This is a genomic window from Metabacillus sp. KUDC1714 (genome assembly GCF_014217835.1).
GTDB lineage: Bacteria > Bacillota > Bacilli > Bacillales > Bacillaceae > Metabacillus > Metabacillus rhizosphaerae.
On record NZ_CP055263.1, the window covers coordinates 1,394,957 to 1,419,927 of the forward strand.

24 protein-coding genes and 2 pseudogenes are annotated in these 24,971 nt (G+C 36.7%); 12 read left to right on the forward strand and 14 right to left on the reverse strand.

All coding sequences use genetic code 11. The annotated features are described in order from the left end of the window. Positions 1–85 precede the first annotated feature (85 nt). Positions 86–1,033: a polyisoprenyl-teichoic acid--peptidoglycan teichoic acid transferase TagU gene (gene tagU / locus HUW50_RS06750; RefSeq protein WP_066329369.1), complete on the forward strand. Its 948-nt coding sequence runs from the start codon at positions 86–88 to the stop codon at positions 1,031–1,033. Between the two features lie 45 nt (positions 1,034–1,078). Here tagU and HUW50_RS06755 read toward each other — a convergent pair whose 3' ends face one another. Beyond that, complete coding sequence (locus tag HUW50_RS06755) at positions 1,079–1,615, reverse strand: competence protein ComK (protein ID WP_185653793.1); 537 nt, start codon at positions 1,613–1,615, stop codon at positions 1,079–1,081. Between the two features lie 435 nt (positions 1,616–2,050). Between HUW50_RS06755 and HUW50_RS06760 the strand changes: the two genes are divergently transcribed. Further along, positions 2,051–2,308: a hypothetical protein gene (locus HUW50_RS06760; protein WP_066329374.1), complete on the forward strand. Its 258-nt coding sequence runs from the start codon at positions 2,051–2,053 to the stop codon at positions 2,306–2,308. Positions 2,309–2,454: 146 nt separating this feature from the next. On the opposite strand, the gene HUW50_RS06765 is transcribed toward HUW50_RS06760, so the two are convergent. Then, the gene (locus HUW50_RS06765) at positions 2,455–2,916 is read right to left on the reverse strand and encodes a nuclear transport factor 2 family protein (protein ID WP_185653794.1); all 462 of its coding nucleotides are present in this window, start codon (positions 2,914–2,916) and stop codon (positions 2,455–2,457) included. Positions 2,917–3,249: 333 nt separating this feature from the next. Between HUW50_RS06765 and HUW50_RS06770 the strand changes: the two genes are divergently transcribed. Next, positions 3,250–3,678 (forward strand): hypothetical protein, encoded by a 429-nt coding sequence (locus tag HUW50_RS06770; RefSeq protein ID WP_066329381.1) that lies wholly within the window; start codon positions 3,250–3,252, stop codon positions 3,676–3,678. A 70-nt stretch (positions 3,679–3,748) separates the two neighbouring features. On the opposite strand, the gene HUW50_RS06775 is transcribed toward HUW50_RS06770, so the two are convergent. The 5 genes from HUW50_RS06775 to HUW50_RS06795 form a co-directional block, all read right to left on the reverse strand. After that, entirely contained in the window at positions 3,749–4,567 is an 819-nt protein-coding gene (locus HUW50_RS06775) for a histidinol-phosphatase (protein ID WP_185653795.1), read from the reverse strand. A gap of 126 nt (positions 4,568–4,693) precedes the next feature. Beyond that, on the reverse strand, positions 4,694–5,272 hold the full coding sequence (locus tag HUW50_RS06780) for a PepSY domain-containing protein (protein ID WP_066329383.1): 579 nt from the start codon (positions 5,270–5,272) through the stop codon (positions 4,694–4,696). Between the two features lie 245 nt (positions 5,273–5,517). Continuing rightward, positions 5,518–6,258, reverse strand: coding sequence for a PepSY domain-containing protein (locus HUW50_RS06785; RefSeq protein ID WP_185653796.1), 741 nt, complete (start codon positions 6,256–6,258; stop codon positions 5,518–5,520). A 72-nt stretch (positions 6,259–6,330) separates the two neighbouring features. Continuing rightward, positions 6,331–7,680: a sensor histidine kinase gene (locus HUW50_RS06790; protein ID WP_185653797.1), complete on the reverse strand. Its 1,350-nt coding sequence runs from the start codon at positions 7,678–7,680 to the stop codon at positions 6,331–6,333. Further along, positions 7,677–8,378 (reverse strand): response regulator transcription factor, encoded by a 702-nt coding sequence (locus HUW50_RS06795; RefSeq protein WP_066329393.1) that lies wholly within the window; start codon positions 8,376–8,378, stop codon positions 7,677–7,679. The genes HUW50_RS06790 and HUW50_RS06795 overlap by 4 nt, the downstream gene beginning before the upstream one ends. Before the next feature lie 255 nt (positions 8,379–8,633). On the opposite strand from HUW50_RS06795, the gene HUW50_RS06800 reads away from it, so the two are divergent. Next, complete coding sequence (locus tag HUW50_RS06800; RefSeq protein ID WP_066329398.1) at positions 8,634–8,828, forward strand: hypothetical protein; 195 nt, start codon at positions 8,634–8,636, stop codon at positions 8,826–8,828. Between the two features lie 162 nt (positions 8,829–8,990). Here the strand turns inward: HUW50_RS06800 and HUW50_RS06805 are convergent, their stop codons facing one another. Both HUW50_RS06805 and HUW50_RS06810 read right to left on the reverse strand, forming a co-directional pair. Next, positions 8,991–10,124, reverse strand: a complete 1,134-nt coding sequence (locus tag HUW50_RS06805) for a toxic anion resistance protein (RefSeq protein WP_066329400.1) — start codon at positions 10,122–10,124, stop codon at positions 8,991–8,993. A 19-nt stretch (positions 10,125–10,143) separates the two neighbouring features. After that, positions 10,144–10,770 (reverse strand): 5-bromo-4-chloroindolyl phosphate hydrolysis family protein, encoded by a 627-nt coding sequence (locus tag HUW50_RS06810; RefSeq protein ID WP_066329401.1) that lies wholly within the window; start codon positions 10,768–10,770, stop codon positions 10,144–10,146. Between the two features lie 342 nt (positions 10,771–11,112). Between HUW50_RS06810 and HUW50_RS06815 the strand changes: the two genes are divergently transcribed. Beyond that, a complete protein-coding gene (locus HUW50_RS06815) occupies positions 11,113–12,960 on the forward strand; it encodes an SEC-C domain-containing protein (RefSeq protein WP_185653798.1) in 1,848 nt (615 codons plus the stop codon). Between the two features lie 471 nt (positions 12,961–13,431). On the opposite strand, the gene HUW50_RS06820 is transcribed toward HUW50_RS06815, so the two are convergent. Then, the gene (locus HUW50_RS06820) at positions 13,432–14,304 is read right to left on the reverse strand and encodes an ATP-grasp fold amidoligase family protein (RefSeq protein WP_083964515.1); all 873 of its coding nucleotides are present in this window, start codon (positions 14,302–14,304) and stop codon (positions 13,432–13,434) included. A 158-nt stretch (positions 14,305–14,462) separates the two neighbouring features. Between HUW50_RS06820 and HUW50_RS06825 the strand changes: the two genes are divergently transcribed. Beyond that, a complete protein-coding gene (locus HUW50_RS06825) occupies positions 14,463–14,648 on the forward strand; it encodes a hypothetical protein (RefSeq protein ID WP_157094325.1) in 186 nt (61 codons plus the stop codon). A 518-nt stretch (positions 14,649–15,166) separates the two neighbouring features. Here HUW50_RS06825 and HUW50_RS06830 read toward each other — a convergent pair. Beyond that, positions 15,167–17,542 carry an immune inhibitor A domain-containing protein gene (locus tag HUW50_RS06830; RefSeq protein ID WP_420038479.1) on the reverse strand — a complete coding sequence of 792 codons (2,376 nt, stop codon included), beginning with the start codon at positions 17,540–17,542 and terminating at the stop codon, positions 15,167–15,169. A gap of 513 nt (positions 17,543–18,055) precedes the next feature. Between HUW50_RS06830 and HUW50_RS06835 the strand changes: the two genes are divergently transcribed. Beyond that, a complete protein-coding gene (locus tag HUW50_RS06835) occupies positions 18,056–18,724 on the forward strand; it encodes a response regulator transcription factor (protein ID WP_066329406.1) in 669 nt (222 codons plus the stop codon). Continuing rightward, a complete protein-coding gene (locus HUW50_RS06840) occupies positions 18,721–20,073 on the forward strand; it encodes a HAMP domain-containing sensor histidine kinase (protein WP_066329410.1) in 1,353 nt (450 codons plus the stop codon). Before HUW50_RS06835 ends, HUW50_RS06840 begins: the two co-directional genes overlap by 4 nt. 185 nt (positions 20,074–20,258) lie before the next feature. On the opposite strand, the pseudogene HUW50_RS06845 reads toward HUW50_RS06840, so the two are convergent. Then, positions 20,259–20,354 (reverse strand): annotated as a pseudogene (locus HUW50_RS06845) (VOC family protein); the annotation flags it as partial. On the opposite strand from HUW50_RS06845, the pseudogene HUW50_RS06850 reads away from it, so the two are divergent. Further along, positions 20,348–20,561 (forward strand): annotated as a pseudogene (locus tag HUW50_RS06850) (IS110 family transposase); the annotation flags it as partial. The pseudogenes HUW50_RS06845 and HUW50_RS06850 sit on opposite strands and share 7 nt — an antisense overlap. Before the next feature lie 136 nt (positions 20,562–20,697). Here HUW50_RS06850 and HUW50_RS06855 read toward each other — a convergent pair. Both HUW50_RS06855 and HUW50_RS06860 read right to left on the reverse strand, forming a co-directional pair. Then, entirely contained in the window at positions 20,698–21,270 is a 573-nt protein-coding gene (locus tag HUW50_RS06855) for a CBO0543 family protein (protein WP_066329420.1), read from the reverse strand. Between the two features lie 343 nt (positions 21,271–21,613). Then, positions 21,614–22,033 carry a MarR family winged helix-turn-helix transcriptional regulator gene (locus tag HUW50_RS06860; RefSeq protein WP_066329422.1) on the reverse strand — a complete coding sequence of 140 codons (420 nt, stop codon included), beginning with the start codon at positions 22,031–22,033 and terminating at the stop codon, positions 21,614–21,616. Between the two features lie 191 nt (positions 22,034–22,224). Here HUW50_RS06860 and HUW50_RS06865 point away from each other — a divergent pair, with 191 nt between their 5' ends. The 3 genes from HUW50_RS06865 (at position 22,225) to HUW50_RS06875 (ending at position 24,754) form a co-directional block, all read left to right on the forward strand. After that, positions 22,225–23,271, forward strand: a complete 1,047-nt coding sequence (locus HUW50_RS06865) for an NADH:flavin oxidoreductase/NADH oxidase (RefSeq protein WP_066329425.1) — start codon at positions 22,225–22,227, stop codon at positions 23,269–23,271. 116 nt (positions 23,272–23,387) lie between these two features. Then, on the forward strand, positions 23,388–23,909 hold the full coding sequence (locus HUW50_RS06870; protein WP_066329426.1) for a VOC family protein: 522 nt from the start codon (positions 23,388–23,390) through the stop codon (positions 23,907–23,909). A gap of 368 nt (positions 23,910–24,277) precedes the next feature. Continuing rightward, on the forward strand, positions 24,278–24,754 hold the full coding sequence (locus tag HUW50_RS06875) for a hypothetical protein (RefSeq protein ID WP_066329428.1): 477 nt from the start codon (positions 24,278–24,280) through the stop codon (positions 24,752–24,754). Positions 24,755–24,971 lie beyond the last annotated feature (217 nt).

Below are 24,971 nucleotides of genomic sequence, written 5' to 3' on the forward strand. Positions count from 1 at the left end.
AAAAAGGATTGTGATAAAAGTAGGAGAGAACTATAATCTTTATAGACTAATTAATTAAATTAAATAAAAAAAGGATGAACGATAAATGCGCGAAACAAAAAAGAAAAAGAAGAAGTTACTATGGATAATGCTTAGTATTATCGGTGTGCTTGTTTTAGGTACAGGTGGTTATGCATTTTACCTTTATAAATCTGCCGCAGATACAGTTGCTAGTATTCATGAGGATATTGACAGAGAAAAGTCTGAAAAGAGAACGGAAGAAGTTGAATTTACTGAAAAAGACCCAATTTCAATTCTATTAATGGGTGTTGATGAGCGTGAAGGTGATGCAGGTCGTTCTGACTCCTTAATCTTAATGACTGTAAATCCTAATACGAATACAACGCAAATGGTAAGTATTCCGCGTGATACAAGAACTGAGATTGTTGGTAAAGGGAAACAGGACAAAATCAACCACGCGTATGCTTTTGGTGGAACAGAAATGGCAATCAACACAGTTGAGCACTTTCTCGATGTCCCTGTTGATTACTTTGTGAAAATTAACATGGAGAGTTTTAAGGATACGGTTGATGCTGTGGGTGGTGTAGAAGTTAATAACACACTTGATTTCACTTACGAAGGTTACCATTTCACGAAAGGTACTACTTCTTTAGATGGTAAAAAAGCATTAGCCTATACAAGAATGCGTTATGAAGATCCACGTGGTGACTTCGGTCGTCAAGACCGTCAGCGTCAAGTAATTGAAGCAGTTATTAAAAAAGGTGCAAATGTTTCATCAATCACAAAGTTTGGTGATATGTTCGGAGTAGTACGTGACAATGTAAAAACAAACCTAACATTTGATGAAATGTGGGAAATTCAAGCTAACTATAAAGCGGCTAGCGCAAACCTTGAACAGTTTCAAGTAAAAGGTACAGGGGATAAAATTGACGGTATTTACTATTATATCGTTCCAGAGGAAGAGCGTTTAGCCTTATCGAATCAGTTAAAAGAGCATTTAGAGATTACTACAAATACAGCAAGTACTAATTAACACAAAAATGTCAGTCCATAACGGGCTGACATTTTTTATACTGATTTATGATGGTAATCGATCTATACCTAATAATGGATTTGATGTCCTGTCAAGATTTAATGTATTCTCCAGCTTATCATGATTGTTAATATACGTATTTAGGAGATCTGAAGCAAATGCTTTTTTCATTGTTAACACATCATAGCTAACTGAAACAACTACTTTATCATAGTTCTCAAATACAATAATTGCTCGATCCTTATAAGGAATAATTTCTCGAATGTGATTGACTGAAATCCACATACATTCTGATTTTTCTGCTGAATGTGTCGGGAACAAACAAATCCGAAATGTTGCGGATAAACATAGTGGCAGCATTCTTTTCCCCTTTAATACGGTCCTAGCAGCTCCAAACTTTCCTTCGAGAGTGCAACCATGAAATTCACAATTGTCTTCTAATAATTGCTTAACTGACTTCAACACTCTTAGCTTGCGATATTGCTCAAGGACTATGGTGTTTTCATTTCCGCACTCATCATAAACGGAGTAGATTAATTGTGTTTCCCTTGAAATAAGATATTCATCTTTTACAACTTTCATCGTTGCACCTCTTTTACATTTTTATTTTTAGATTGGTGACTTATGTACTATAGATCACATTTTACTTAGAACTGATGACTTGGGATAAACACCTCCGAATAACATAGTAGATTCACGGATTTAATGTGTTTGAAAACAAAGATGTAGGAATAAAGGGGTTTGACTTAATCGAATTTAGGTTATTTATACAAATATCATTATACCTTTAGTAGTAGGTAAAAAATATTATTTTATGGGATTTTTACCTAATTTTAACAAGTGGGATTTTAATTTTACTTTGGTGAAAATTAAATTTTCTATGAAGATAATGAAATATTCAATATATGAGGGCTCATATACTGTAATTAAGGCTGTGGTAACTTTTTATTCGGTATACGAATAAAAAGGATTGAACACCATATCCTTTAAGGATAATTGTTTGAGGAGGGATTTATTATGGAATTTTCATTTGGATTTATAATTTCCATTGCTATTGCAATCTTTTTGGCAATTGACGCACCAAAGCATGATCGTAATCCATGGCTATGGGGAATCTTAGGGTTCGTATTCGGACCAATCGTACTTGGGATTTACTTAATAGTCACTGGCCGAAAAGTGGCCGGATGGATTATCTTAGTTATTTCCATCTTACTTCTTTTACTTGTGATCATATTATTCTCAGTTGGTATGTTCTTTTTGTTTAATGGAATGTAAGTGGAAAAGGAGTAATGCTGGGGACAGTCCCCCGCATTACTCCTTTTACTGACTTTTGAGTTGTAAGGTGTAATTCGGGGACAGTCCCCACATTATCTTTTTGCTGACTATTGAGCAGTCCTTACTCTATTTTGGGGACTGTCCCCCTAATCAAATGCCCACACAACTTTCCACTCTTCCTCATCTTTCACAACATAAATATCCTGAATGACTCTAAATGTTCCAAACTTACTTTTAAACGTCTGCTCGACCTCTACACGATAGGCATTCGAGAACTTCTCTGCGTCCTTGGCCATCTTCCAGTTTTTCACTTCCTCTTCATCTCCGAGCTCAAATGAGAAGGTCTCAACACCGTAGTGGCTCATATAAATATGTGAACGCTCTGTCACGTATGCATTTTTTGAAAACCGCTCCTGCATCACAGGGTGGAAATGCTCCCACGCACTTCCGAAGTCACCTTCTTGCTCATAATGATAAAAAGCTTCAACTATGTCCTTTGGATCCTGTTCTCCAACACCTGATAAAACCCTAATAAAGAAAATCACGAACAAAATCACTGCTACAACTACTATCAAAATAGGAAGCTTACTTGAATTTCGTCTTCTCATGTTCACACCTCGCTGCCTGTCTACTAACAGACTATGATGGGGTGTGGACGAATATTCTTTTGCTTTTATTTTGATTGGGAGACTTTGTTTTGGGGACTGTGTTTTGGGGGACTGTCCCCGCTTTATCGCGTTAACTTAGTCGGGGACTGTCCCCACTTTATCGCATTAACTTAGTCGGGGACTGTCCCCACTTTATCGCATTAACTTAGTCGGGGACTGTCCCCACTTTTTCACCAGTTACCAAATAACAATTTAAGGAAAAACAGCAAATCCTTATCAATTGTTGGTATAATAGAGGTTCAGAATAAACTTTAGAAGCGAGTGAAAGAGTTAATGGGAGAAGGAATTAAGTTTCTTGTTGAGGTTGTAAACAACATCCATGACATATTGATTCTTATATTGAATGACGTACTGGGACTTCAAATGACTGATAAAGACATGCATTTTTGGATTATGGGGTTTATCGGCATTTTCACCTTTGCTTGTGTATATGTTATTTCTAAATGGTTATCAGAGTTTCCATTTGGGATTCATCTTATCGCTTTTTTATATACCTTAACATTTATGTTTGTATTGGTTTTTGCAATCGAAATTCAGCAGGCGATAACCAATAGAGGAAACATGGAGTTTGTTGATGCTATCATTGGGCTTTGGGGATTTATTGCATTGTTTTTAGTATATGTAGTAATAGCTGTGTTTTTGATTATCACAAAATTAATCTTCAAAAAGATTAGAAGAAAAGATGATGATGTAGATCTATAGTCAAATAAAAAGAAGTAACAAACTTAGTTGCCATAAAGGCCCTAAGTTTGTTACTTCTTTTTTCTAGTTATTAAAGTGAAGTCATAATCCTTTTCTTTTGTACAAAATAAGCCCACTCAGTAAAGCCGATTTCTTTCAGTCTTTTTTGAACTTGTTCAAATTCATCGCCAATTCTTTCTGGCTTATGGGAATCTGATCCAAATGTTACTTTCACATTGTGGAAAAGTGCTCGTTCTAAGATGTCATCTGCTGGGTACCATCCTCCACAATCCTTTGTTTTCCCCGATGTATTAATTTCGATTGCGATATCTTCTTGTCCGATTATTTTTAGTGTTTTTTCAATCACGTCTGTTTCAATATCTGAAAATGCTGGATAAAATCCTTTCATCGCATCAATATGACCGAGGATTTGAAACACTCCGCTTTTTGCTGATTTTTGAATTAAGTCATAGTATTCTTCTTTCAATTTTATCTGCTCTTGACTAGCTAAACCATCCCAACGACCTTTTTTAAAAATATTAAGGTCTTGAACATAGTGAACGGAGCCAATTATGTAGTCGAATGGATGTAAAATATATTGATCTTTATAGACGTCAATATGATCTGGAAAGAAGTCGCTTTCCATTCCTAATAACACATGGATTTTATCTTGATATTTTTCTTTTAGATGAAGAACCTCATTAATATATGAGACAAATTCACTTTTAGCCATCGAAATTGTTGGGTAGAGATGATCTTCTTCACTATAAAAATAGGGAGAATGGTCTGAGATCCCTATATAATGAAGCCCATATTCAATAGCTTGCTTTACGTAATCCTCGATTGTTCCGATTGCATGTCCACAGCGATGATGGTGTGTGTGGAGATCAAACTTTATAGAATTTGACATTTCCTAAGCCCCCCTACTAAAATTAACCAATTTATCTAACTTTATCATAGCTTAGATATCTATTTTTATCCATTAAAAGGACCCCCACTATTTTATGCGTGGAGGCCCGGTTTATACTACTATCTATCAATCATCATCGTCGTCATCGTCGTCGTTATCCAATTCCAACTCTACTACCTTTTTACTGTGAGCATCAATTGTGATTTCTGCTTCACCCTTATCTGTCTTTAATTCCATTTCATACTCGTATCTACCGTCATCTTCGTCTAATTCAATTTTAACAACTTCACCCGTTACGTTCTTTTTTGCAATTGCAATTGCTTCTTCTTCTGAAATCATTGATTCTGTCGCTGATGATGAAGCTTGAACCTCACGATCATCATCGTCATCATCGTCATTGCGATTTTCATCAACCTTAATAATTTCAGCTGTATATGCATCTACATCAATATCAAATTCTTTATTATCTTTATCTATATCCACTTCATAGTACGTTTTACCATTATAATCTCTATCTAATTCAACGCTCTCGACATGCCCATCTACCTTTTTCAATGCGGCTGCTTTCGCTTTTTCAATTCCTATTAATTCCTTTGTCTGCTCAGCCTTTTTCTGATTATCCTCTTGTGCATATCCATGATTAATTGCTATTGAACCACCTAGTACAATTGCTGCAGCTAACGTAACAGTAACGATCTTTTTCATTTTCTCTTTCCTCCTAAGTGTTTTGTCTTACAGTCTCTACTATAAACAGTGAAGATTAGAGGAAGGAAAAAGAAAGATTAAAATTTGCTGAGAAAGTTTTTAGATTTTCTCATTTATTTGGGGACAGTCCCTCTTTTTATAGTGGGGACTGTCCCCCTGCTATCTTAATCCTTGAGTTCATTGTGTTTTACTATGTTGGGGACAGTCCCCCACTATTGATTAGGGACTGTCCCCAATTAAACAATTCATTCCTCCTCATCACTTTCGTCCTCGTCCTCTTCATGGTCCTCCCAGGAGACGTTTTTGATTTCGCGGGTGTAGGCGTCAATTTGCAGTACGGCCTCTTGGTCTTCATTTATTTCGACTTCGACTAGGTAATATGGCGTTTGATTAGGTGGTTCATAAAAGTCAACTTCATCTACTGTACCTTTTACATGTTCTTCGGCAATCGTGATTGCTTCGGTTTCAGTTAAGATACGTGGTTTTTCTTTTGTTGAGCTAATGATATCCCCTGAATACGAATCTACTTTTAATGTTATGTTTTCGTTATTTTTACTTACAACAGCTTTATAATACGAGTTGTTGTTTTCTTGCACGAGATCAATTGATTTCACCGTACCTTGTGAGGAAACTATCGCTTCGACTTGTTTCTGAGTAAGTTGCTTTGGTGCTGTTTTTTCAGGAGTTTCTTTAGGGATCTCCTCGGGCTTTTCACCCCTTTTTATAGAATTGACCTCCCCACTTTTTGCATCAATTCTAATATGATAGACCCCTGTTTCAAGCTGCATTTCAACGTGATATTCATCTGCAGATTTAGTTGTCTTTAGTATGTCACCAGGGTATTTATCCAGTGCCGCTTTGTTTGCTTCATCTTCTGTTAGCGATTGGGCTGATAATGATGGCGCCCATAATTGGAATCCGACAATGACAATCAGAGCTAAAACGAGAGTAGCTGCGGCGGTCCATATCCATTTTTTATTTTTCATCGTGTCACCTCATCCAACATTTTGTTGGCTATATTATATCGTTGAAAAATGAGAACTTGCTGAGAAAGCAGGTTATTTGCTCGGTAAAAATAGTGTCACAGTTGTACCTCTGCCTTCAAGACTATTCATTTCAATCCGTACATGTATTGCATCTGCAATTTCCTTTGCTACAGATAATCCTAAACCAGATCCGCCTTGCTTTCGCGTTCTCGCTTTGTCTACCCGATAAAAGCGGTCAAACACTTTCTCCAGTTCATTTTTTGGGATTCCAATTCCTCTATCTTCAATTCGAACATAAGCTTCGTTGCCTGTTTTTCCAATGTAGACAGCTATAAACTCATCACTGTATTTTCTCGCATTGTCTAAAAAGATAAACAATAGCTGTTTTAACTTTTGTACGTCTGAAGTTGCAAAAACCTCATCTTTTGAATGGATCTCGATGTTTCGATGGTAGGCATTTTGAAACACTTTTGCTGATTCGGCCATGAATTCAATTAGGTTGATTTTTTCAAGCTTGATATTCCATTGTTCCTGATGTTTTGCCAGGAGGAGCAATTGCTCAGTCATTTCTCCCATTCTAATTGCTTCTGAATGAATGGCCTCGATTGATTCGTCAAATAAGTCAGGGCGTTCCATCCCTCTTCTTTTTAAAAGATCGGCATAGCTTTCGATAATCGTTAATGGTGTTTTTAATTCATGTGATGCATTTGATACGAATTGCTCCTGCTTTTCAAAGTTAGTCTGCAGTAGATCAATCATGTGATTAAAGGTTTCACCCATTTCTACAAGTTCATCCTTGGATTTACCTTTAAAACTGATGCGCTTGAATTGACCACTTTGTTGAATTTCTTTCATCGTATCAATCATCGATCTGATTGGACGGGTAATTAAGTTACTAAGGATACTACTTGAGATTAGCACCGGTATCATTGCAATAATGGTTACTGCGATTAACACAATGCGTAAAATGCCAAGCATTTCTTCTGTTGTGTGAATGCTTTTCGTGATTTGGAGATTGACAATACTTCCATCTGTCCAGATGATTGGATTTGATGCAAATACATATTTTTTCTGATTATAAGTGATGATTTCACTTTTTTCTCCTGGATAAAAAATAGGTTTTCGATCCTTTAAAGGGTTTTCTGAATGTGATGTAATGGTCGAGGACTTTTTATTTGTTTCTCCTACAATTTGCACCATGCCATCAATCGGCACATAAGCACGAAGAAGATTATTTGGTGCAATTTGATTAACAGCATCACTAACATCTTTCGCAATTTTTTCAGTTTCCGCTTTTGTCCGATCAAGTTCATTCGTCATGATCATGTTGCTAAAAACAAGATAAATTGCGACATTCATTAAAATTAACAGGAAAATAAATAACACGGCGGTATATAAATTGATTTTATTTCGAAGCCTCATTTTGGATCCTTTAAGACGTATCCAACGCCTCTAACTGTATGTATAAGTGGTGTTTCAAAGTTGAAATCGATCTTTTTACGAACATAACGAATATACACATCCACAACATTCGTGTCGCCAAAATAATCATAGCCCCAAACTGCCTCCAAAATTTGATCTCTGTTCAACACTTGTCGCTTATTTTTCAGCAAATATAGCAGTAAATCATATTCCTTTGGAGTTAAATCAATTTCGCTTTCTCCTCTAATGACCTCACGAGTTTTATCATTCAGCTTTAAATCACCAGCAGATAACCATTCGTCATTATTCACTTCACTTGTTGGAGTGGTAGATCGCATCCTTAAAACAGCGCGAATTCTAGCAAATAATTCTTCAATTTGGAACGGTTTTGTTATATAGTCATTCGCGCCAAGATCAAGGCCAGACACTTTATCCTCAACAGACCCCTTTGCAGTTAATAAAATCACAGGAGTCATCGTGTCATTCGCTCGGATCCGACGAAGCAGTTCAATTCCACTTAACCCTGGAAGCATGACATCTAGTAAGATCAAATCCCAGTTCCCAGATCGATAGGCTTCAAGAGCTTCAACGCCATCAGAGGCCTTTCCGACTTGGTAGCCTTCGTATTCTAGCTCTAATTCGAGTAGCCTTTGAATTTTTTCTTCGTCTTCTACGATAAGTATCGATTCTTTGGTCATTTGGTTTGCCTCCTTTTCATTTGGTGGGGACTGTTTGGTGGGGACTGTCCCTCACTGCTTTAAAGCACCAGATTGGAGACTGTCCCCCAATTTATTATACCAGTTCATGGAAGTAAGGTTTCAATATTAAACTCACAAATAAAGATAGCCTAAATCATAGTAGACTTCTCTATAAATATACTCTAGATCATGTTTAAAGCATTAATAAAAAGACAAAAATAGTAAGATAAAACCTTATGACGGGAGGTAGTAAGTGTGAACACTAGACATTATGTCATTTTTGCTATTATCTTAATTTTTATTTGTACACTAGGAAGTGCATATGCCTTTAAAGAGGAACCTAAGCCAATAGAGATCCATACTCCCCAAAGGAAAATTGAAAGGCAATTACCTACTCCAGATCAGACATCTTTTAATCAATCAAACGCTGATGAACGTTCTTTAAAATGAATGGGGACTGTCCCCATTTAAGTGAGAATAGTCCTAAAATTAAAGGTTTAAATAGAAGTGGGGACTGTCCCCACTTCTTCCACTTCTTCTATTCCAATACAAAAAAACCACAGAACCAAAATCTGTGGTTGGATAAAATTCATTAAGAAACTCCGCAGAGACTCACATCCCCGTCAACTTCTTCTTCAAATCAGTCTCCATTGATGCTAAGTCCTGTTCAGCCTGAATACGTTTTGCTCTACCCTCTGCTTGAATACGGAGGGTTTCTTCTAGTGTTGATACTAAATGATCCTGTACTTTTTTAAGAGTATCAACATCGACAAGGCCTCGTTCGTTTTCCCTTGCAGTTTCCAGTGTGTTTACCTTTAACATTTCAGCATTTTTTAACAAAAGATCGTTCGTAGTTTTCGAGACTAGCTTTTGCGCCTCAACAGCGTTCTTTTGACGAAGCAAGGTGAGAGCGATTGCCACTTGGTTTTTCCAAAGTGGGATGGCTGTTGTGATTGATGACTGGATTTTCTCTACTAATGCTTGGTTGGCACTTTGAATTAAGCGAATTTGTGGTGCGCTTTGCATTGTGATTTGTCTGCTTAGGACTAGGTCATGTGTACGCTTTTCTAAGCGGTCGGCGAATTGCATGAGATCATTGACCTCTTGAAAAGCCATTTGGTCTTGGGTTAATTCAGCCTTTTTCTTTAATTCTGGGATTGATTTTTTCTCTAATTCTTCAAGCTTTAGTTCTCCTGCAGCAATATAGACATTTAATGCGTGAAAATATTCTTTGTTTTTTTCATATAGTTGTTCAAGAACATTGATGTCACCGAGAAGATCATTTTTTGAGTGTTCTAATTTCACTGTAATGCGATCAATTTGCGCTCCGGTTTTTTGGTATTTTGACAAGACCTCCTGAACTGAGTTCGATATCTTGCCAAACATCTTTGAAAGAAGATTGCGTTTTTCCGGCTTTAAATCATCAGGACTCACTTGTTCTAGCTTTTTCATGAGATCACCGATAATCTCACCAATTTCACCGCTATCCTTCTTTTGCACATGGTCTAGCATTGTATGTGAAAAGTTTAATAGCTTTGTTTGCGCTTGGCTGCCATATAAAGAGATAGCTTGCTGGTTTTTCGGATCAATTTGTTCCGCTAGCTGAATGGCTTTTTGGCGATTTTCTTCAGGTAAGACATCAACTAGTCGTTTTGGCTTTGCTGGTGTAGCTTTATCATCGATTACAACCTCATTTTCACCAAATGGGTTAGAAAGTAAATCATCAAGTTCACTATTTTTACTCATATGAACAGACCTCCTAGTGTCATTTTTTGATTGTTTTATTAATAGAAAGCTTGGCAACATCTAGTTCAAATTGTAAATGATCAATATCCTTTGATAGCACATCGTATAAATCCTTCTCCAAGGTCTCGGCAAGATTAGAGATCGTTCTGCGTGTTTCACTTAAAGAAATTGATAACTCAGCATTCTTCTTTGGTTGCGCTGCTAAAAATGCATATTTTTCACTGATTTCGACCATTGAGTCTAAGTGAGAATAAAAAAATGGTTCTACTAAGTAAAAACGTTTAGGTTCATTTTTGGTAATCGAATAGATTTTGTTAACGATCCGAATAATTTCAATGTTTTGCTTTATAGAAGCGACTGATCGCACATTCAAAAGTGCCTTTCTGAGTCGCCTGATTTTTTTGCTGGCTTCGTTTAAGTTCTTCTTTATATATTGATATTCCTTCTTCGTAAGCTGATTCTGTTTTAAAAAGCGATGTGTTGTCATCCCTTTAATTGTTAGGTAAACGACACCACCTCCACCTAATGCATAAGCGCTTGCAAGGAGGAATGGTTGATGAAATGCGAAAAAACTCCCAAGCCAAATTGTACCTGTTGAAAATGTAGCTACTGATGACCGAAGTAAAAAGTTAACTAATTGTTTCAATCGTATCGACTCCTATTATTATCGTACTAATATTAGTACGTATGATGAAGGAAGAAAGTTTCATTATTTAGAAAAGCGGAAGTACCCGTTTAGCGACGTATGAACTGGAGCACTCCGTATGAGATAAAGGAAACACGAAGAGCGTAGCGATTCGATGTTGACTTATCGTAAGGAGGAGTGTGAAGTTCACTAGTCGCTGGGTACTGGAGCTAGACACCAAACTAAGTACAAAAACCTTATACTTTCTTCTAAAGAAAAACTACCACTTGAATAGTTGTAACTATTCATCTAAAATCACATATGGCTACATATTTATATAATAAAAATTGATAGGTGATAAATTTGGTAATAAAACGTAATGATCCTTGTCCTTGTGGCAGTGGAAAAAAATATAAAAAATGCTGTTTAAATACAGCGAATGTCATTCAAATTCAAGAAGTTAAGGAAGAACGATTCTTTCAAAATAAACATATGCTTGTGTTAAAGCTTAGAGATTTTATGAACAAAGAGGTACCGGCAAACAAGTATTACCAATTGCAATCTGAATTCAAAAAACGGTCCCAGCATGCGATTAAAGGAAAATATGAAACGGGCTTTTTCGAGTTTTGGTTGTTTTTCTTCCATCGTTTTGAAAATGGACTTCGTGGGATCGAATGGTTTACAAGGGAAATAGCCCCACGTCTTTCAGAAGAAGAACGTCAGATGGCTAATACTTGGCAGGAGCTAACGCCAAAAATCGTCCAGGCAGTTAATAGGGAAGCAGATATCATTTATTATGAAGATCGGTTTACGAATAAGCAATACCGTGTACCTTTTATTAAAAATGATGATCCTGAGTTTGTCCCGTGGTATGGCACAATTGGACTGCTTGAACCATTTGAGCAATTGTTCTATTTTAATGGTGTAAGAGTTTTCGAAGATCCTATGGGTGTAAATCGAGCAGTTAAAAAGGTTGAAGAACTAGCTGAAACCTTTAATCAAAGCCATGAGCAAGTACTATTTAATTACTTTCCAGAGGTAATAGCTGCATTAAAAACAGATGAAGCGATGGTGAACTCTGAAAGTAAAGAGATTAGTGAATATACGCTTCAATATCATGTTCTAGATGAAAAAGCTCTTTCTGCTCTATTCGAAAGCAATCAGCAGTTTATGATTGACTCTTGGGAAATAAATAAAAAGCTTGGCAGTTGGGTTGATAGCTGGTACGTGTATACAGATAGTGAAATTTCAAGTCCGATACATCTCGGGAAATTATCAGGGAAATTTACTGTAGAAAATAATGTCTTACAGTTCATTAGCTTGGATCATGCTCGTGTTGAGGAATTCAAACAACTTATGGAAAGCTTAATTGCTTCTTCTGCTCTATCGTTTAAGAATGAAAAAATAAATACACTAACAATTCCTTTCCAAGCTGAAATAAGAGAATTGGTGGTTTCTTATGATAAGGGCATACCTCAATACTTTGCTCTATATGCGCAAAATAACATACAATTTGAATTAGATCAACCAATTGGACTGTTTAACGGTCTATCCATTAGAGAATTGATTGATGCGGGAAGAAAAGATGACGCAGACAGCTGGCTAAAACAAATGGAATACAATATGTATCAACAAGTACAGCAACAATTTAAACAAGTCGCAACGACAGCAGACTATAATACGGTTCGTAAAGAGCTCGGCCTTGCCCTTTCACCCTTTGTTACAGGTGGAGAAAATAGAACATCAACTTTTGAAAAGCTTGCAACTCAGAATCCCGAGGGCCAACATGTAGTGAAAAAAGAGGACATCCCATACTACGAGCAACTCGGCTTCACACCAGATAATGTTAACACCTTCTACTCAGACGACTTTGTGGCCTTCTTTAAAGAAAAAACAGAAGGTAAATCTGAGAATACAATCAGAAAATATAGATTTAGTCTATCTGACTTAAGAATGATATTAGAGAATTATGAACTTAACAGCTGGGAGAACTGTGATCAAGAATTCTGGACCCGAGTTATGATCATCGACTTTATCGGACTTTATGAGGTCTTGACTAAAACAGCCATAAAGGATTTCATCAGCACAACAAAAGCCTTGGCAAAATGGCTTGATCAACAGAACAAAACATCCTCATTAGCTAAGATTGTTGCGCAAGTGGCAAAGGAAACTGAAGAAGAAATGATGCGTTCGGTTGAGGTTTATTTATGATACATTATTTAAATTAACAATTTGTTTCGTACGGTTACTTCAAGAGAAAATCAATCCTATCTCTTGATATCGATGTATTATTTACTTATAATCTAGGTAAGAATAAAAAAGATCAGGTGCTAAGAACACCTGATCAAGCAGACTACATGCCGCACGAGAGCGGCTAATCAAGTATATAGTTTTAAAAAGAAGTAATTACCCATTTACCTTGGTCGGGTTGGGCAAGTTACTTCTTTTTGTTTTGATGTAACATAATGACAATTGTTAAAACACCAATCAAAACTAGATTTGATTTTAGTGCAATAGACATTGCTTCAAATGTTGTCATCATTTCCACCTCCCTTCAAGGAAAGTGGCTAACCGCCCACCCGCTTATGTAGTTGCTAAATCTATTTTATCATTTACATTACTAAACTACTACCAAAATCAAACATACGTTCCTTTTTCATCTATTTATTTACCCCTTAGAATCTAATACCTCGTCAAATCCAACTTCGACCCATAAAACAAATCATACTCCCGCGGATCATAGGCTATAAACCCACTCCCTGGCGTAAATGTAAGCTCACCAAAATAAATCTTATTGGCTGTTTGATAAAGATCGACACGAACTAAAGGAAAATCCTTAGACAGTTCCTTAGCGATCGTCACCATCTCATTTAGCATCGTGGGTTTTTGAATTTGTTCTTCTGATTTAGGATAAAGCAAACGAAATGCTAACGGCTCCCACTTTGGTGTAAAAAGGTCTCGCTTGTGGCTGTCAAACCTTTCACTGTCCACTTGGATAAATAATGGTTCACCAAGGAAACAAAAGAATTTGTAATCCTTTAGATCCTCTTCTTCTTTACCAATATATTCTTCCACGATAATCCTTCCTGTTAAAGGTTTATAGTTCGGCTCGCCACTGACATCATAGAAATTAGTTCCAAGCCAATCTCCACATTTCTTTTTTAATTCCGCTAAATCAAGCTTGCTTTTATCAAGGATCACTTCATTCCACCCTGAACCATGTGTGGCCTTAAGCACAAATTTTTCAGGCAGCTTTTCGAAGTCTATTTCATCTACTGTTGAATAAACACCGAAAAGGGGGATTAAGAACTCTTCACCAATTGTTTTGCTTATGAACTCTCTAACTTGATATTTATCAACATAACGCGCGAATTTTTCTAAATTTCCATTCAGCTTCAACCATTGAATTTTTTCTGATAATGTTTGGGGATTGTTTAGTGGACATGGATAACCATGGTAGTTATGAAAATAAAATTCAATAAATGATTTCAATCCGAATTGTTCCAGGTATTCCTTTTTAGAGTCTGCATTCCTTACATTAACTGTTTTTTCCAAAGTACGAGTTCACCTCGATTCAACTATGTAGTTTGATTACATTAGGGACAAAGTTTTCCGCAAAAACCATGTAAGTAAAACGAACAATAGCATGGAATAATCTCATGTTTCATTCTATTATGATTGGTATAACTGTAAATCACAAAGGGGTGGTAGCTTTGAAACAATATGTATTCACATTTGATACGAACGATTGTCAACGTGATCTTATCTTCAATGCTAGTGGGATTGTTGATGCGGTGAACCAACTCAAATTTATCATGAATGTACTTAAAGCCGACAGCAACTATCAGACAAAAAGTGTTTACTACAAAGGGATTATTTTTAACAATCATCTTCTATAATATTTGACTTAAAAGCCGTTTATCCTTTATAAAAAAACGCTTTTCAACCAGTAAATTAACTCACTTTAAGAAAATGGGTTGAACTTTTTGTTCAACCCATAAACTTGCTGATCACCCTTATGAATCTCATTCATTGGTTATCTCTTCATCTATTGCCGGGACATTTTCTTCTGGAGAAGGCTCTACCGTCTCTTCCCCTTCAACATTCGTTTCTTCTTCTATATATGAATCATCAGGTATCTCTTCTTCATAACCAGCATCTTCAAGCTATAATCTCCACCCTAAAATAACCAAAATCATCTAGGTAGTCTTGGTAGTAGTAGACTCCTTCTTCAGATCACCCCTCCCCTATTACTTTTGAACTATATCTATCATATTGGAGAGAAGGAGATTTTACAATAAAAATCCAGTTTGTTTTTTTCTACCAAAAATATCATAAGAAAAGGGGCTGGACTCAGGCAATATGGTCCAACCCCTCTAAAAATATTTTCATATAAAGATATCTTCAAGCTAAGAGCTTATTTAAAAATCATCACCTTCCCAACCGTACCATCTTCACTCTCTCCAACAACACGGAACTTCAATCCTGTATTTGGTACATTTCGTCCAGCATCGACAAGTCCTTTGTTGCTGTAGTCGGCACTATCATCAAATAACGGATTGCGCTGGGTAAAGTTATCCTTTAATGTTAAGCCATTGATGCTTGAGTAATCTAAGAACATTTTACTAGATTTATCAAGGCTAAATGCCGCATCATTTAATTGGTAACGAGCCGAAGCAACTGTACCGTCACTCCAATAGTTCGTATGCTGATCAGCATCAACAAGACCTAGAAAACCCTCTCCTGGATGAATACCTGTCCAGTTATTATCATAGGAATTGTCGACATACCAAACGACTAAGCCTGGATCAAAGCTCATTAGGCTAGCACCACGGCGGATATGTGCTAAGCCTGCATCCACATCATTATGTGATCTCCATTCTAATAAATAGTAGTTTTCAGAAGAGAAGGTTCCTTCATCCTTCTTAAAGCCTGCAAATGTAAAGGCAGAATCTCCTTCAGCATTATCATTTACTAGCGTATTACCATCAGCCTTTATCACAATATCATCAACATAGAAGCCAGGCATCGCCACCGCTACGTCTGTCCAATAGTTAAATTTCACTTCAATAGTTTTCCCTTTATATGCGGAAAGATCAAAGTTAGCATCAACCCACCCATTCGAATTCCCTGTAATCCCATGCCCTGGATTTTGTTCATTTGGATTTTCAGTCGTTGTGATGTTTCCAGAAATAGCCGTCCATTCACTAGCACCTGCCTCTTTTACTTGAACAGATGCATAATCCCAATCTGCCTCAATGTCATACCACGCTTTAAATGTAAGTTCAGCACTTGTCGCACTCGTTAAATCAACAGAAGTGGTCATCGAATGATCCAGCTCATCACCACTACCACTAAAATACTCAAACTGCCCACTAGCTGGCGTGTTTACAATCGTTTTTTTATCAGGAAGATTTACTCTTACTGCATCTTGATTTGTTCCCTTTGTAACAGCTTCATCTAATAAGATTGTTGTTCCTTCGCTTGTTACATCGGCACCATTTATTGTTGTTCCCGTTAACCAGTTACCACCATGTGCTGCCTGTAGAAATTCTTTTGCATATGGGCTAAAACCAGTTGGTTCTGTTCCAGGAATTTTCCCTGCCCAGCTGCCCGCTGACATAATCGACCAGTATTCAACAGGCTCACCTGCACCACTATAGATTGTGTCATATTCATCTGGAAGGCCTAAATCATGGCCATATTCATGCGCGAACACACCAGCTGCGCCATCTTCTGGTTCAATTGTATAATCCCAAGCACCTAACAAACCACCGAAGCGGTCACTATTAGACGTTGCATTTGGAACCGCAACAGGACCCGTACTTAACTTAGAACGATGGGACCAAATTGCATCACCAGCAAGCTTGCCGCCCCCAGCCTCTTCACCAACACCTGCATGAATCACCATTAAATGATCAATAATCCCGTCTGGCTCAGCATACACACCATCACCATCATAATCATCGCGATCCCATTGGTCGTATTCTGTTAAATTAACATTAGGATCTGCTGATGCTTTTTTCAGTGCTTCATAAACTAATTCACGCGGGCGTGCATCATTGCCGTCAGGCGCAGGATCATTCCCTCCATAATAGCTTGCAGGATGTTCAGCGGTATACCAGCCAGCTACCTGCCCTTCAACGGTATAGCTCTCACCTGATTGCTTCTCATAGTACTGTTTCATTGAGACAAGGCTTTCTCCATTTGGACCTTCATAGCCATCATCACCAAAGATCATACTCTGGAAGTGCTCAAGTGGATAATCCTCATAAAACATGTCTGTTTCTTCCTTTGTAATTGAACCTTGCTTATAGTCAGGAAAATCTATCGCAAGCACAAGAACCTTATCCTCACGAACAGCTCCTGTGTAATCCTCTTGTACGACAGAATCAACCTTATTTTTCTTTGCTTGTCCAAGCTTGTTGCCATTGCCATTTTTTAAGCCTTGATTAGTGGACTCATCAGAACCTTCAAGCTTCTCAATTGGCTTTGGTAGTTTATCTTTAGCTGAACCTACTTTATTTTTCCCTTTAAGATACTCTTGCAAGGCCTTATCTGCTTGAGCTTGAGTAGCATTTTTAGAAATCTTCCCTTGCTTTTTAAGCATTTCGATTAATCTCTCATCATTGGCCATACCTAAATCAGCGGTTACACCGAGAGTCGGTGCCGTCACTTCTTTTAATGCTGTTTCAGCGGCTACCTTCTGCGCAGGTGAAAAGGCCCCTAGCGCAAATGTGCTTAGCCCTAGTGCCATTGCCATAGCGGTTTTTATTGCTTTCCCCTTCTTCAACCCAATCTCCCCTTTATTTGTACGTTTATGTTTCCTGACTAAACCATTTCGTCCCACGAAATAAATACTCCTTTTCAAAACGAGAAAATGAAGTAAAAGTCCTTATTCGTTTTATTGGAATAGTACTTTCGTCGAAGAGAATTCAGTCACATATTGTTGGAATAAGGGGATATTATTATTTTAGACTATTTATTCATGTTGTTTTTTTGCAACAACCTTTTAATCACTCCTATAAATCGTGATTAAATACCTATAAAAATTAAAACTATCATTATTCCCAAAGAATTATTCACTAACTTTTTAGTTTATCTCCCCTTCAAATCTTCTCTAGACAAATCTCGCCATAGATTATTCTACAAAAATTCTGTTAAAGCTACATTTAGTTGAGAGCGTTCAGGGAAAAGAATATTTCACACAATACACAGATACACAAAACCCAAAATTCGCCAAATTTCGGGTGGTGACAGGCACCATCCCGTTGTAAGATAGTAAATAGATAGGGAGGGAACAAAAATGAACATCCTATACATAGAAGACGACAAAGAAATCGGCCAATGGGTTCAAAATGACTTAACTTCAAAAGGATTCGATGTTACCTGGCTAACCTCTGGTATCAATTTGCCAGCAAGCTTTGATAAATTTGATCTTGTTATTTTAGATGTGATGCTTCCTGGGTTAGATGGGTTTTCACTTGGGAGAAGAATTAAAAAAGGAAACCCTGAGCTCCCAATTATTATGCTATCAGCAAGGTCATCGCTTGAGGATAAATTAGAAGGACTCGAATTTGCGGATGATTATGTTACAAAGCCGTTTCATCCAGAGGAGCTTGCGAAACGGGTTGAAATTTTATTGCGTAGGTTTGATCGCAGCTCACCAGCCAAAAAACAGCTAAAGCATTTAGAGATCGATCTAGCAAGCAATATCATTATCAATACAACTAGCGGAGAAGAGATCCTCTTAACTGGCAAACAGCATCAAATTTTCACATATTTTATGAGACATCTTAATCAAATTTTAACAAAGGAACAGCTCTATGAAGGTGTCTGGGAGGAACCCTATATCGAAGGTGATAAGACCTTAATGGTTCATATTCGGTTTTTAAGAGAAAAGCTAGAAATAAATCCATCACAGCCAGAAATTATTGAAACAATTCGCGGAATCGGTTATCGGGTGAAATCATGAAATGGGTGAAATCCTTACAGGTTAAATATTTAATGATCATTTTCATCGCAGTTTTGATTATTCCATTTTCAGTTCCATTTGTTTCAATGCTTGTATTTGTCCCACAAATTGCAATGGATGATCAAAAGAGCACCTTCGAAGGCTTTAGCCAGCTAGAAGAATTGTGGCATGAGGAAGCGAAACAACTAGCTGATCAATCTGACACAATCATTAGCCAACACCTTCAAGAACTACACAAAAAGTATCCTGAATCGCAAATGTTCTGGGTCGACCGCTCAGGAAAAACGCGTGAAACATATAATTACGAGGGTGAGCTTCCTGACAAATGGACACCCTCTTACACGATTCAATTTATGAAGCAGCATTTTGACGCAGATCCGTTTACTGTTGTCGCATTTCTCGGCGGTGATTCTACCAATGGGTTTATGGTCATCCAAGTTGACCGCACCCTACTAGAACCGCCAATTCAAAGGTTAAGTGATCATTATAGCTATCTTTATATGATCATTGTCATTTTCATCCTCTTTTTATTTATTTTCCTATCCTGGCTGTTTTTTAAAGGCATCCATAAACGATTACTCCGTTTAACAAATGCTATGCAGGATAGAAGTGAACTTGGCATCCCCCATACAGTTGTCATCTCAAAGATCGATGAAATTGGGGAGCTTGAAAAAAGCTTTAATCAAATGATTACCGAATTAGAACACAGTCGTAAACGGGAACAAGAGGCAGAAACACTTAGAAAGGACCTGATCGCAAATTTATCCCACGATCTCCGCACACCGCTGACAACGATTCGTGCGCAGCTTTCGATTGTGAATGAAGAGGTAAAGTCAATCAAGGGTAATGAAGCTCTTAAATCAGTTGACCAGAAAATCGATTATCTTAGTGCTCTGATTGATAACTTGTTCTCATACACACTTTTATCAGCAGGGAAGTATCCGTATCATCCAGAACAAACGGACCTTAACCGATTAATCCGAAAAATAGCTGCACAATGGTATCCAGTTTTGGAACAGCAACAATTTGCAATTGACATCAACACACATCAAGAGCCAATCTATTGGACAATTGATCCACAGTGGATGGAACGATTAATCGAAAATCTCCTGCAAAATATCATTCGTCATGCAGCTGAAGGAAGGTATGTCGGCATTACCTTAAGCAAACAAGGGAATGGCGGGCAGCTCCTTATTCAGGACAAGGGAAATGGATTTAAGGAAAAAAGTGAGAAACAAGGTGCAGGGATTGGCCTTACAATTGTTGATCTTATGGTGAAAGAAATGGGATTGACGTGGTCGATTGAGACGAGTGAGGAAGGTACTGTTGTTAAGATTGTTTGCCCGTAGAATTTAAAGCACACCATTGCTAGAGAGAAGTGTCCGCAGCTAACGGGTTCCGTTACCTATAGCAAAACGAGTATTTGTAGCTGATAGTGTATAGTAAAATTCATATGACATTGGCACCGTTTTTTCGGTGCTTTTTGATTGTGAAAATACATACCCCAGTCCTATTTTAACTGAGCTTCTTCAAGTAGATAACCGAGGGCGTTTACAGGAGCAGCCCGGTGATCTGATATAGTAGGTGGGGTGAGAAATCGCGAAAGTTCAAGCCGGCTGTGGCCATCTGGCTGTTCAAAGTGGCATTCGTGATTCTCGTAAGAAGAAAATGACTGATGAGATAATTGCACGTAATAAAAGATTTAAGAGAGTTTTACGATAAGAAACGTGCAGAAGGAAAACCCTTCAGAGTAGCAGTTATTGCATGTGTTAATAAGCTCTTACATTGGATTTACGCCTTACTAAAAAGCAGAACTACCTTCCAGAATATAGCTTAATAACTATATCTAACTAAATACAACAAAACCTTCCAATTTCAGTATAGAGGAAGGTTATTTGGCGTGAGCACCTTTAGTATATCATGTGAAAAATGTTGACAAACTATTAGCTGGTTTAGTTCAGTAATGAAGGTGTTCATTTTCCTTTAGTATTATTAAAAGGAGAAAAGCCATTTCTTTTACTCACATAATATGCAATAAGAAAAATCAGAAAATAGATTGGAAATGAGAAAAAAGAATTCCATTTTATTTCTTCATAGAAATCAATCCATTTAAAAAATGGTTCGCCAATAAATGAACCTATAATAGCAAAAAGAAAGGCTTTAATATATGGTGAAACGTGTGGTTTATATTGGAGTAGCAACATTACAATAACTGGTAAAATAGAAAAATCATACGGTGCAAATGTTGGTATGATTGGTACAAGTTTATGTATATAAACCCACAAACCTAATGCAATCCCAATAAAATCAAGACCGCAAGTAATAATCATTACTAAAAATCCGATATATAGTAACCTATCTGCACTATCTTTTGGTCGAAGTTTTAACCATATTATCCAAGGTAAAAAGGTTAATAAGAGATTTACCCACCATTCCCATCCTAAGAAACTATTCTCATACCATAAATTGAAAATTTCAGTATTTGCCTTGTCGACGTTTTCATATTGTTTCTTTATTAAATCTATATATTTTTCCTCGTTCAACATAGCTCTCCTTTTTTCAAATATGCCTTTTTTTTCATATTCTTTCCTTAATTTTAATGAACTATCCTGCTACATTTGTGCAATAAGAAAATGCATTACCCCTACTTGAAGTAATGCACCCTATAGTTTAAGTGAATTAGTTCACATTCTTGTTCTTTTAACAGTTTCTTGTATTACAGGAATGCTGCCTTGTTTGTTATATAAGAAAAAACCCAGCATTTGCAGTTGGATCTTTGAAAAAAGCACCCTTTAGTTGAAATAGATTTCACCATAAACTAAAGAAAGCTTTCCACTTCATTTAATACAGGAATGTCCACTGAAGTAAACTAAAACAGCTATCTAATGTTTATTCATTTGCAATTTTAAGTATGTGTTCTAAGTCACTATCTGTTAAAAATCCGCGTAATTTATCGTTTAACGTCACCTCAACTAAAGCAAGCAATTCCTCTCCTTCATTTGTTAGCATAACAGTGCTACTCCGTTTATCTTCTAAATATGTGGATTTCTTTACAATTTGGTTATTTTGATAACTTTCCATGCGTGTTACCAGCCTAGATATTGCACTAAGACTAAGACCAACTTTAGGTTGAAGTTGAGTCAATCTTAGTGTCTTACTATCTGCTTTGGAAAGGTAGTACAGAAAATAAAATTCGTTTAAACTTAATTGGTATTGCTGTTGTAACGTATAATCAATACTACTTTGTAATCTAGAAAAAAACTTGGCATAATTAACCCATGAATCAACTATATGATCAGAATTCTTCAAATAATTCACCCTACTTTACAACTAAATATAAAATCACTATAACATGTCATGTGTTATGTTTTCTAATTTTTCATCTACCATACTGAATGTTTGACAAATATATAGGATTGGATTATATTACTTGCATGCGCAAGCAATATAACAATAATTTAGTTGCTTGCGCAAACAATTAAATAAAGGAAGTGATTTTTATGGCAACTTTACCAACTCCTTTTACCATAAAAGGGTTAGAACTTAAAAACAGAATCGTGATGGCACCTATGTGTCAATATTCAGTAGATAAACAGGATGGTACGCCAAACAACTGGCACTTTGTTCATTATGTTTCAAGAGCAGTAGGTGGAACAGGACTTATCATCGTTGAAATGACAAGTGTTGATCCTGAGGGTCGTATTACAAATGGAGATTTAGGGTTGTGGTCAGACGAACAAATTCCTGCTTATAAAAGAATTGTCAATGAAGTTCATAAATATGGAGCAAAAATTGGTATTCAAATTGCACATGCTGGTCGAAAAGCTGAAGATGCAAATCAACCAGTAGGTCCCTCAGAGATCGCAGTGGAACCTTTACCAGAGGAAAGCAAAAATGGAGAGTTAAAACCTCCAAGAGCTTTGACAACAGAAGAAGTAAAAAAAACAGTAGTTCAATTTAAGGAAGCTGCACGTCGAGCTGTTGAAGCTGGCTTTGACACAATTGAACTTCACGGTGCACATGGCTATTTAATGCATCAATTTCTATCACCAGCTATTAACAATCGCACTGATGAGTATGGTCAAGACCTATCTAGATTTGGAGTGGAAGTTGTTCAAGCTGTGCGCAGTATTATGCCAAAGGACATGCCCCTTATTATGAGAATGTCAGCTATTGAATATATAGATGGCGGTTATAAGATTGAACATGCTATTGAAATGGCTAAAGAATTTAAAAAAGCCGGTGTCGATATGTTCCATATTTCAAGTGGTGGAGAAGGACCTCCAGGCGAATTAAAGCCAGCAAATCATCCGGGTTATCAAGTACCTTTTGCACGTGCATTCAAAGAAGCATTAAATATTCCTGTTATTGCAGTAGGTAACTTAAGTGACGCACAGGTAGCAGAAGCTACACTTGCAAATGGAGATGCAGATCTTGTAGCTGTAGCTAGAGGAATGTTAAATGACCCATATTGGGGTTTGCATGCTATAAAAGTAGTAGCTAGAACAGTAACACCTCCTGTACAGTACGAGAGAGCAATTCGATAACGTTTCAAAAACATTTCTTTCCTAAAAAACGCTATAGTCTTGTTTCAGAATGTGTGTATACGCTTTCAAAACAAGACTGATACTAATCAAACGTTTAACAAAGGAGATTTTACAACATGACAAACATTACACGAGGCATTGACCATATTGGAGTAACAGTACCCGATATCGAAGAAGCTACAGTTTTCTTTAAAAAAGCTTTTGACGCTAAAATTGCTTATGATAATAAAAAATTAGAAGATGAACCTTTAGCCGGACCCGATGTAGAAAAAACATTAGGCATCAAAAAAGGAACAAGGGTTGTCCATATGCGTATACTTTCGTTCGAAAATAGTGCTAGTATTGAACTATTTAAATTCGTAGATACTGATCAACGACAACCGTCTATTGCTTCTGATTACGGTGTTCAACATTTTGGCTTCTATGTGGATGACATAAAAGAAGCTGCTAATCGTTTCGTTGAAGCAGGCGGAGAACTATTAAATGATCCTGGCGAATTGTTAGGAGATGTTGAAGATGGAACAGGACATTTTGTATATGGTCGTGCACCTTGGGGAATGTTAATCGAACTTATTAGCTATATACCAAATGGGTTAGTTTACCCAGAAGAGAGTGAAGCAAAACGTTTCACACCTTAATGGCTATTCATGACTAGTCATATTTAAATAATAAAATAACAATTCAAAAAGCAGCATTTCTATAAATCAATATAGGAATGCGCTTTTTGTTCATTGAAATAGTAACCATATATCTTATTCGTTAACTAAATGAACGTTGCCAGACAAGTAATAGCACACCTACCTTTCATAGAAAAGGAAATTTCTTCTTCAACTAACCTGCTCCTTCAGTTGAACAAGGCTGAATCAGTTCAACAATTTGTGCGAACTGCGACACTTTTCAATTGAATAATACGATACCTCTTGAGCAAAGATATCTAACAACAACTAAAAAAATATATTTTTCTTATGACAGATTTGGTGATTATGTCCACAAAAGGAGAATACCTATGGATAAATTTATACATAATTTAAACTTAGGGGCAAAAGGTCTTTGGTTCCCCCTTACAGTGAGTATTTTATTAGCAATAACAGCATTATTAATTCCAAAGAAAAACATTTCTTGGAAAGAAATGTATATTACTTTTGGTATCGTAGGACTTGGTACTTGGATAAGCGATTCCATTATCGCTAGGGCATTTGATCTAATAGATTTAGGTGATCCTATTCGGACTGGAATTGGAGATATACTCTCGTATACGTTTATACCAACATCTATTGCCATTTTATTTCTAAATTACTTTACTAAAGAAAATAAATGGAGATTAACTATCCTTTTCACTGTATTATCATTTATGATTGATACCGGAATGATTTATTTTGGATACATGAAATACAAAGGATGGAATACGGCTTTTTCTCTCATTGTTTTTATAATCGCTTTTTCTTTCTTATTACCGATTCACTTAAAAATTATAAGAAGATAATTTTACCCCACCATGATTAGATGAAATATAAACAATTACTCATGTCGCAATTTTCTTCAAATACGACAATAAAGAGAGATGGAATATAATCTCTCTTGTTCCACTCACCAATAAAAAAAGAGTTGCAGCAAAATCCTTTACTCAACTAAATGCCCCGTTAGTGAAACAAGGACTATTCTTTAATTATGCTTGGTTCTATTTTTAACCCAAACACTTC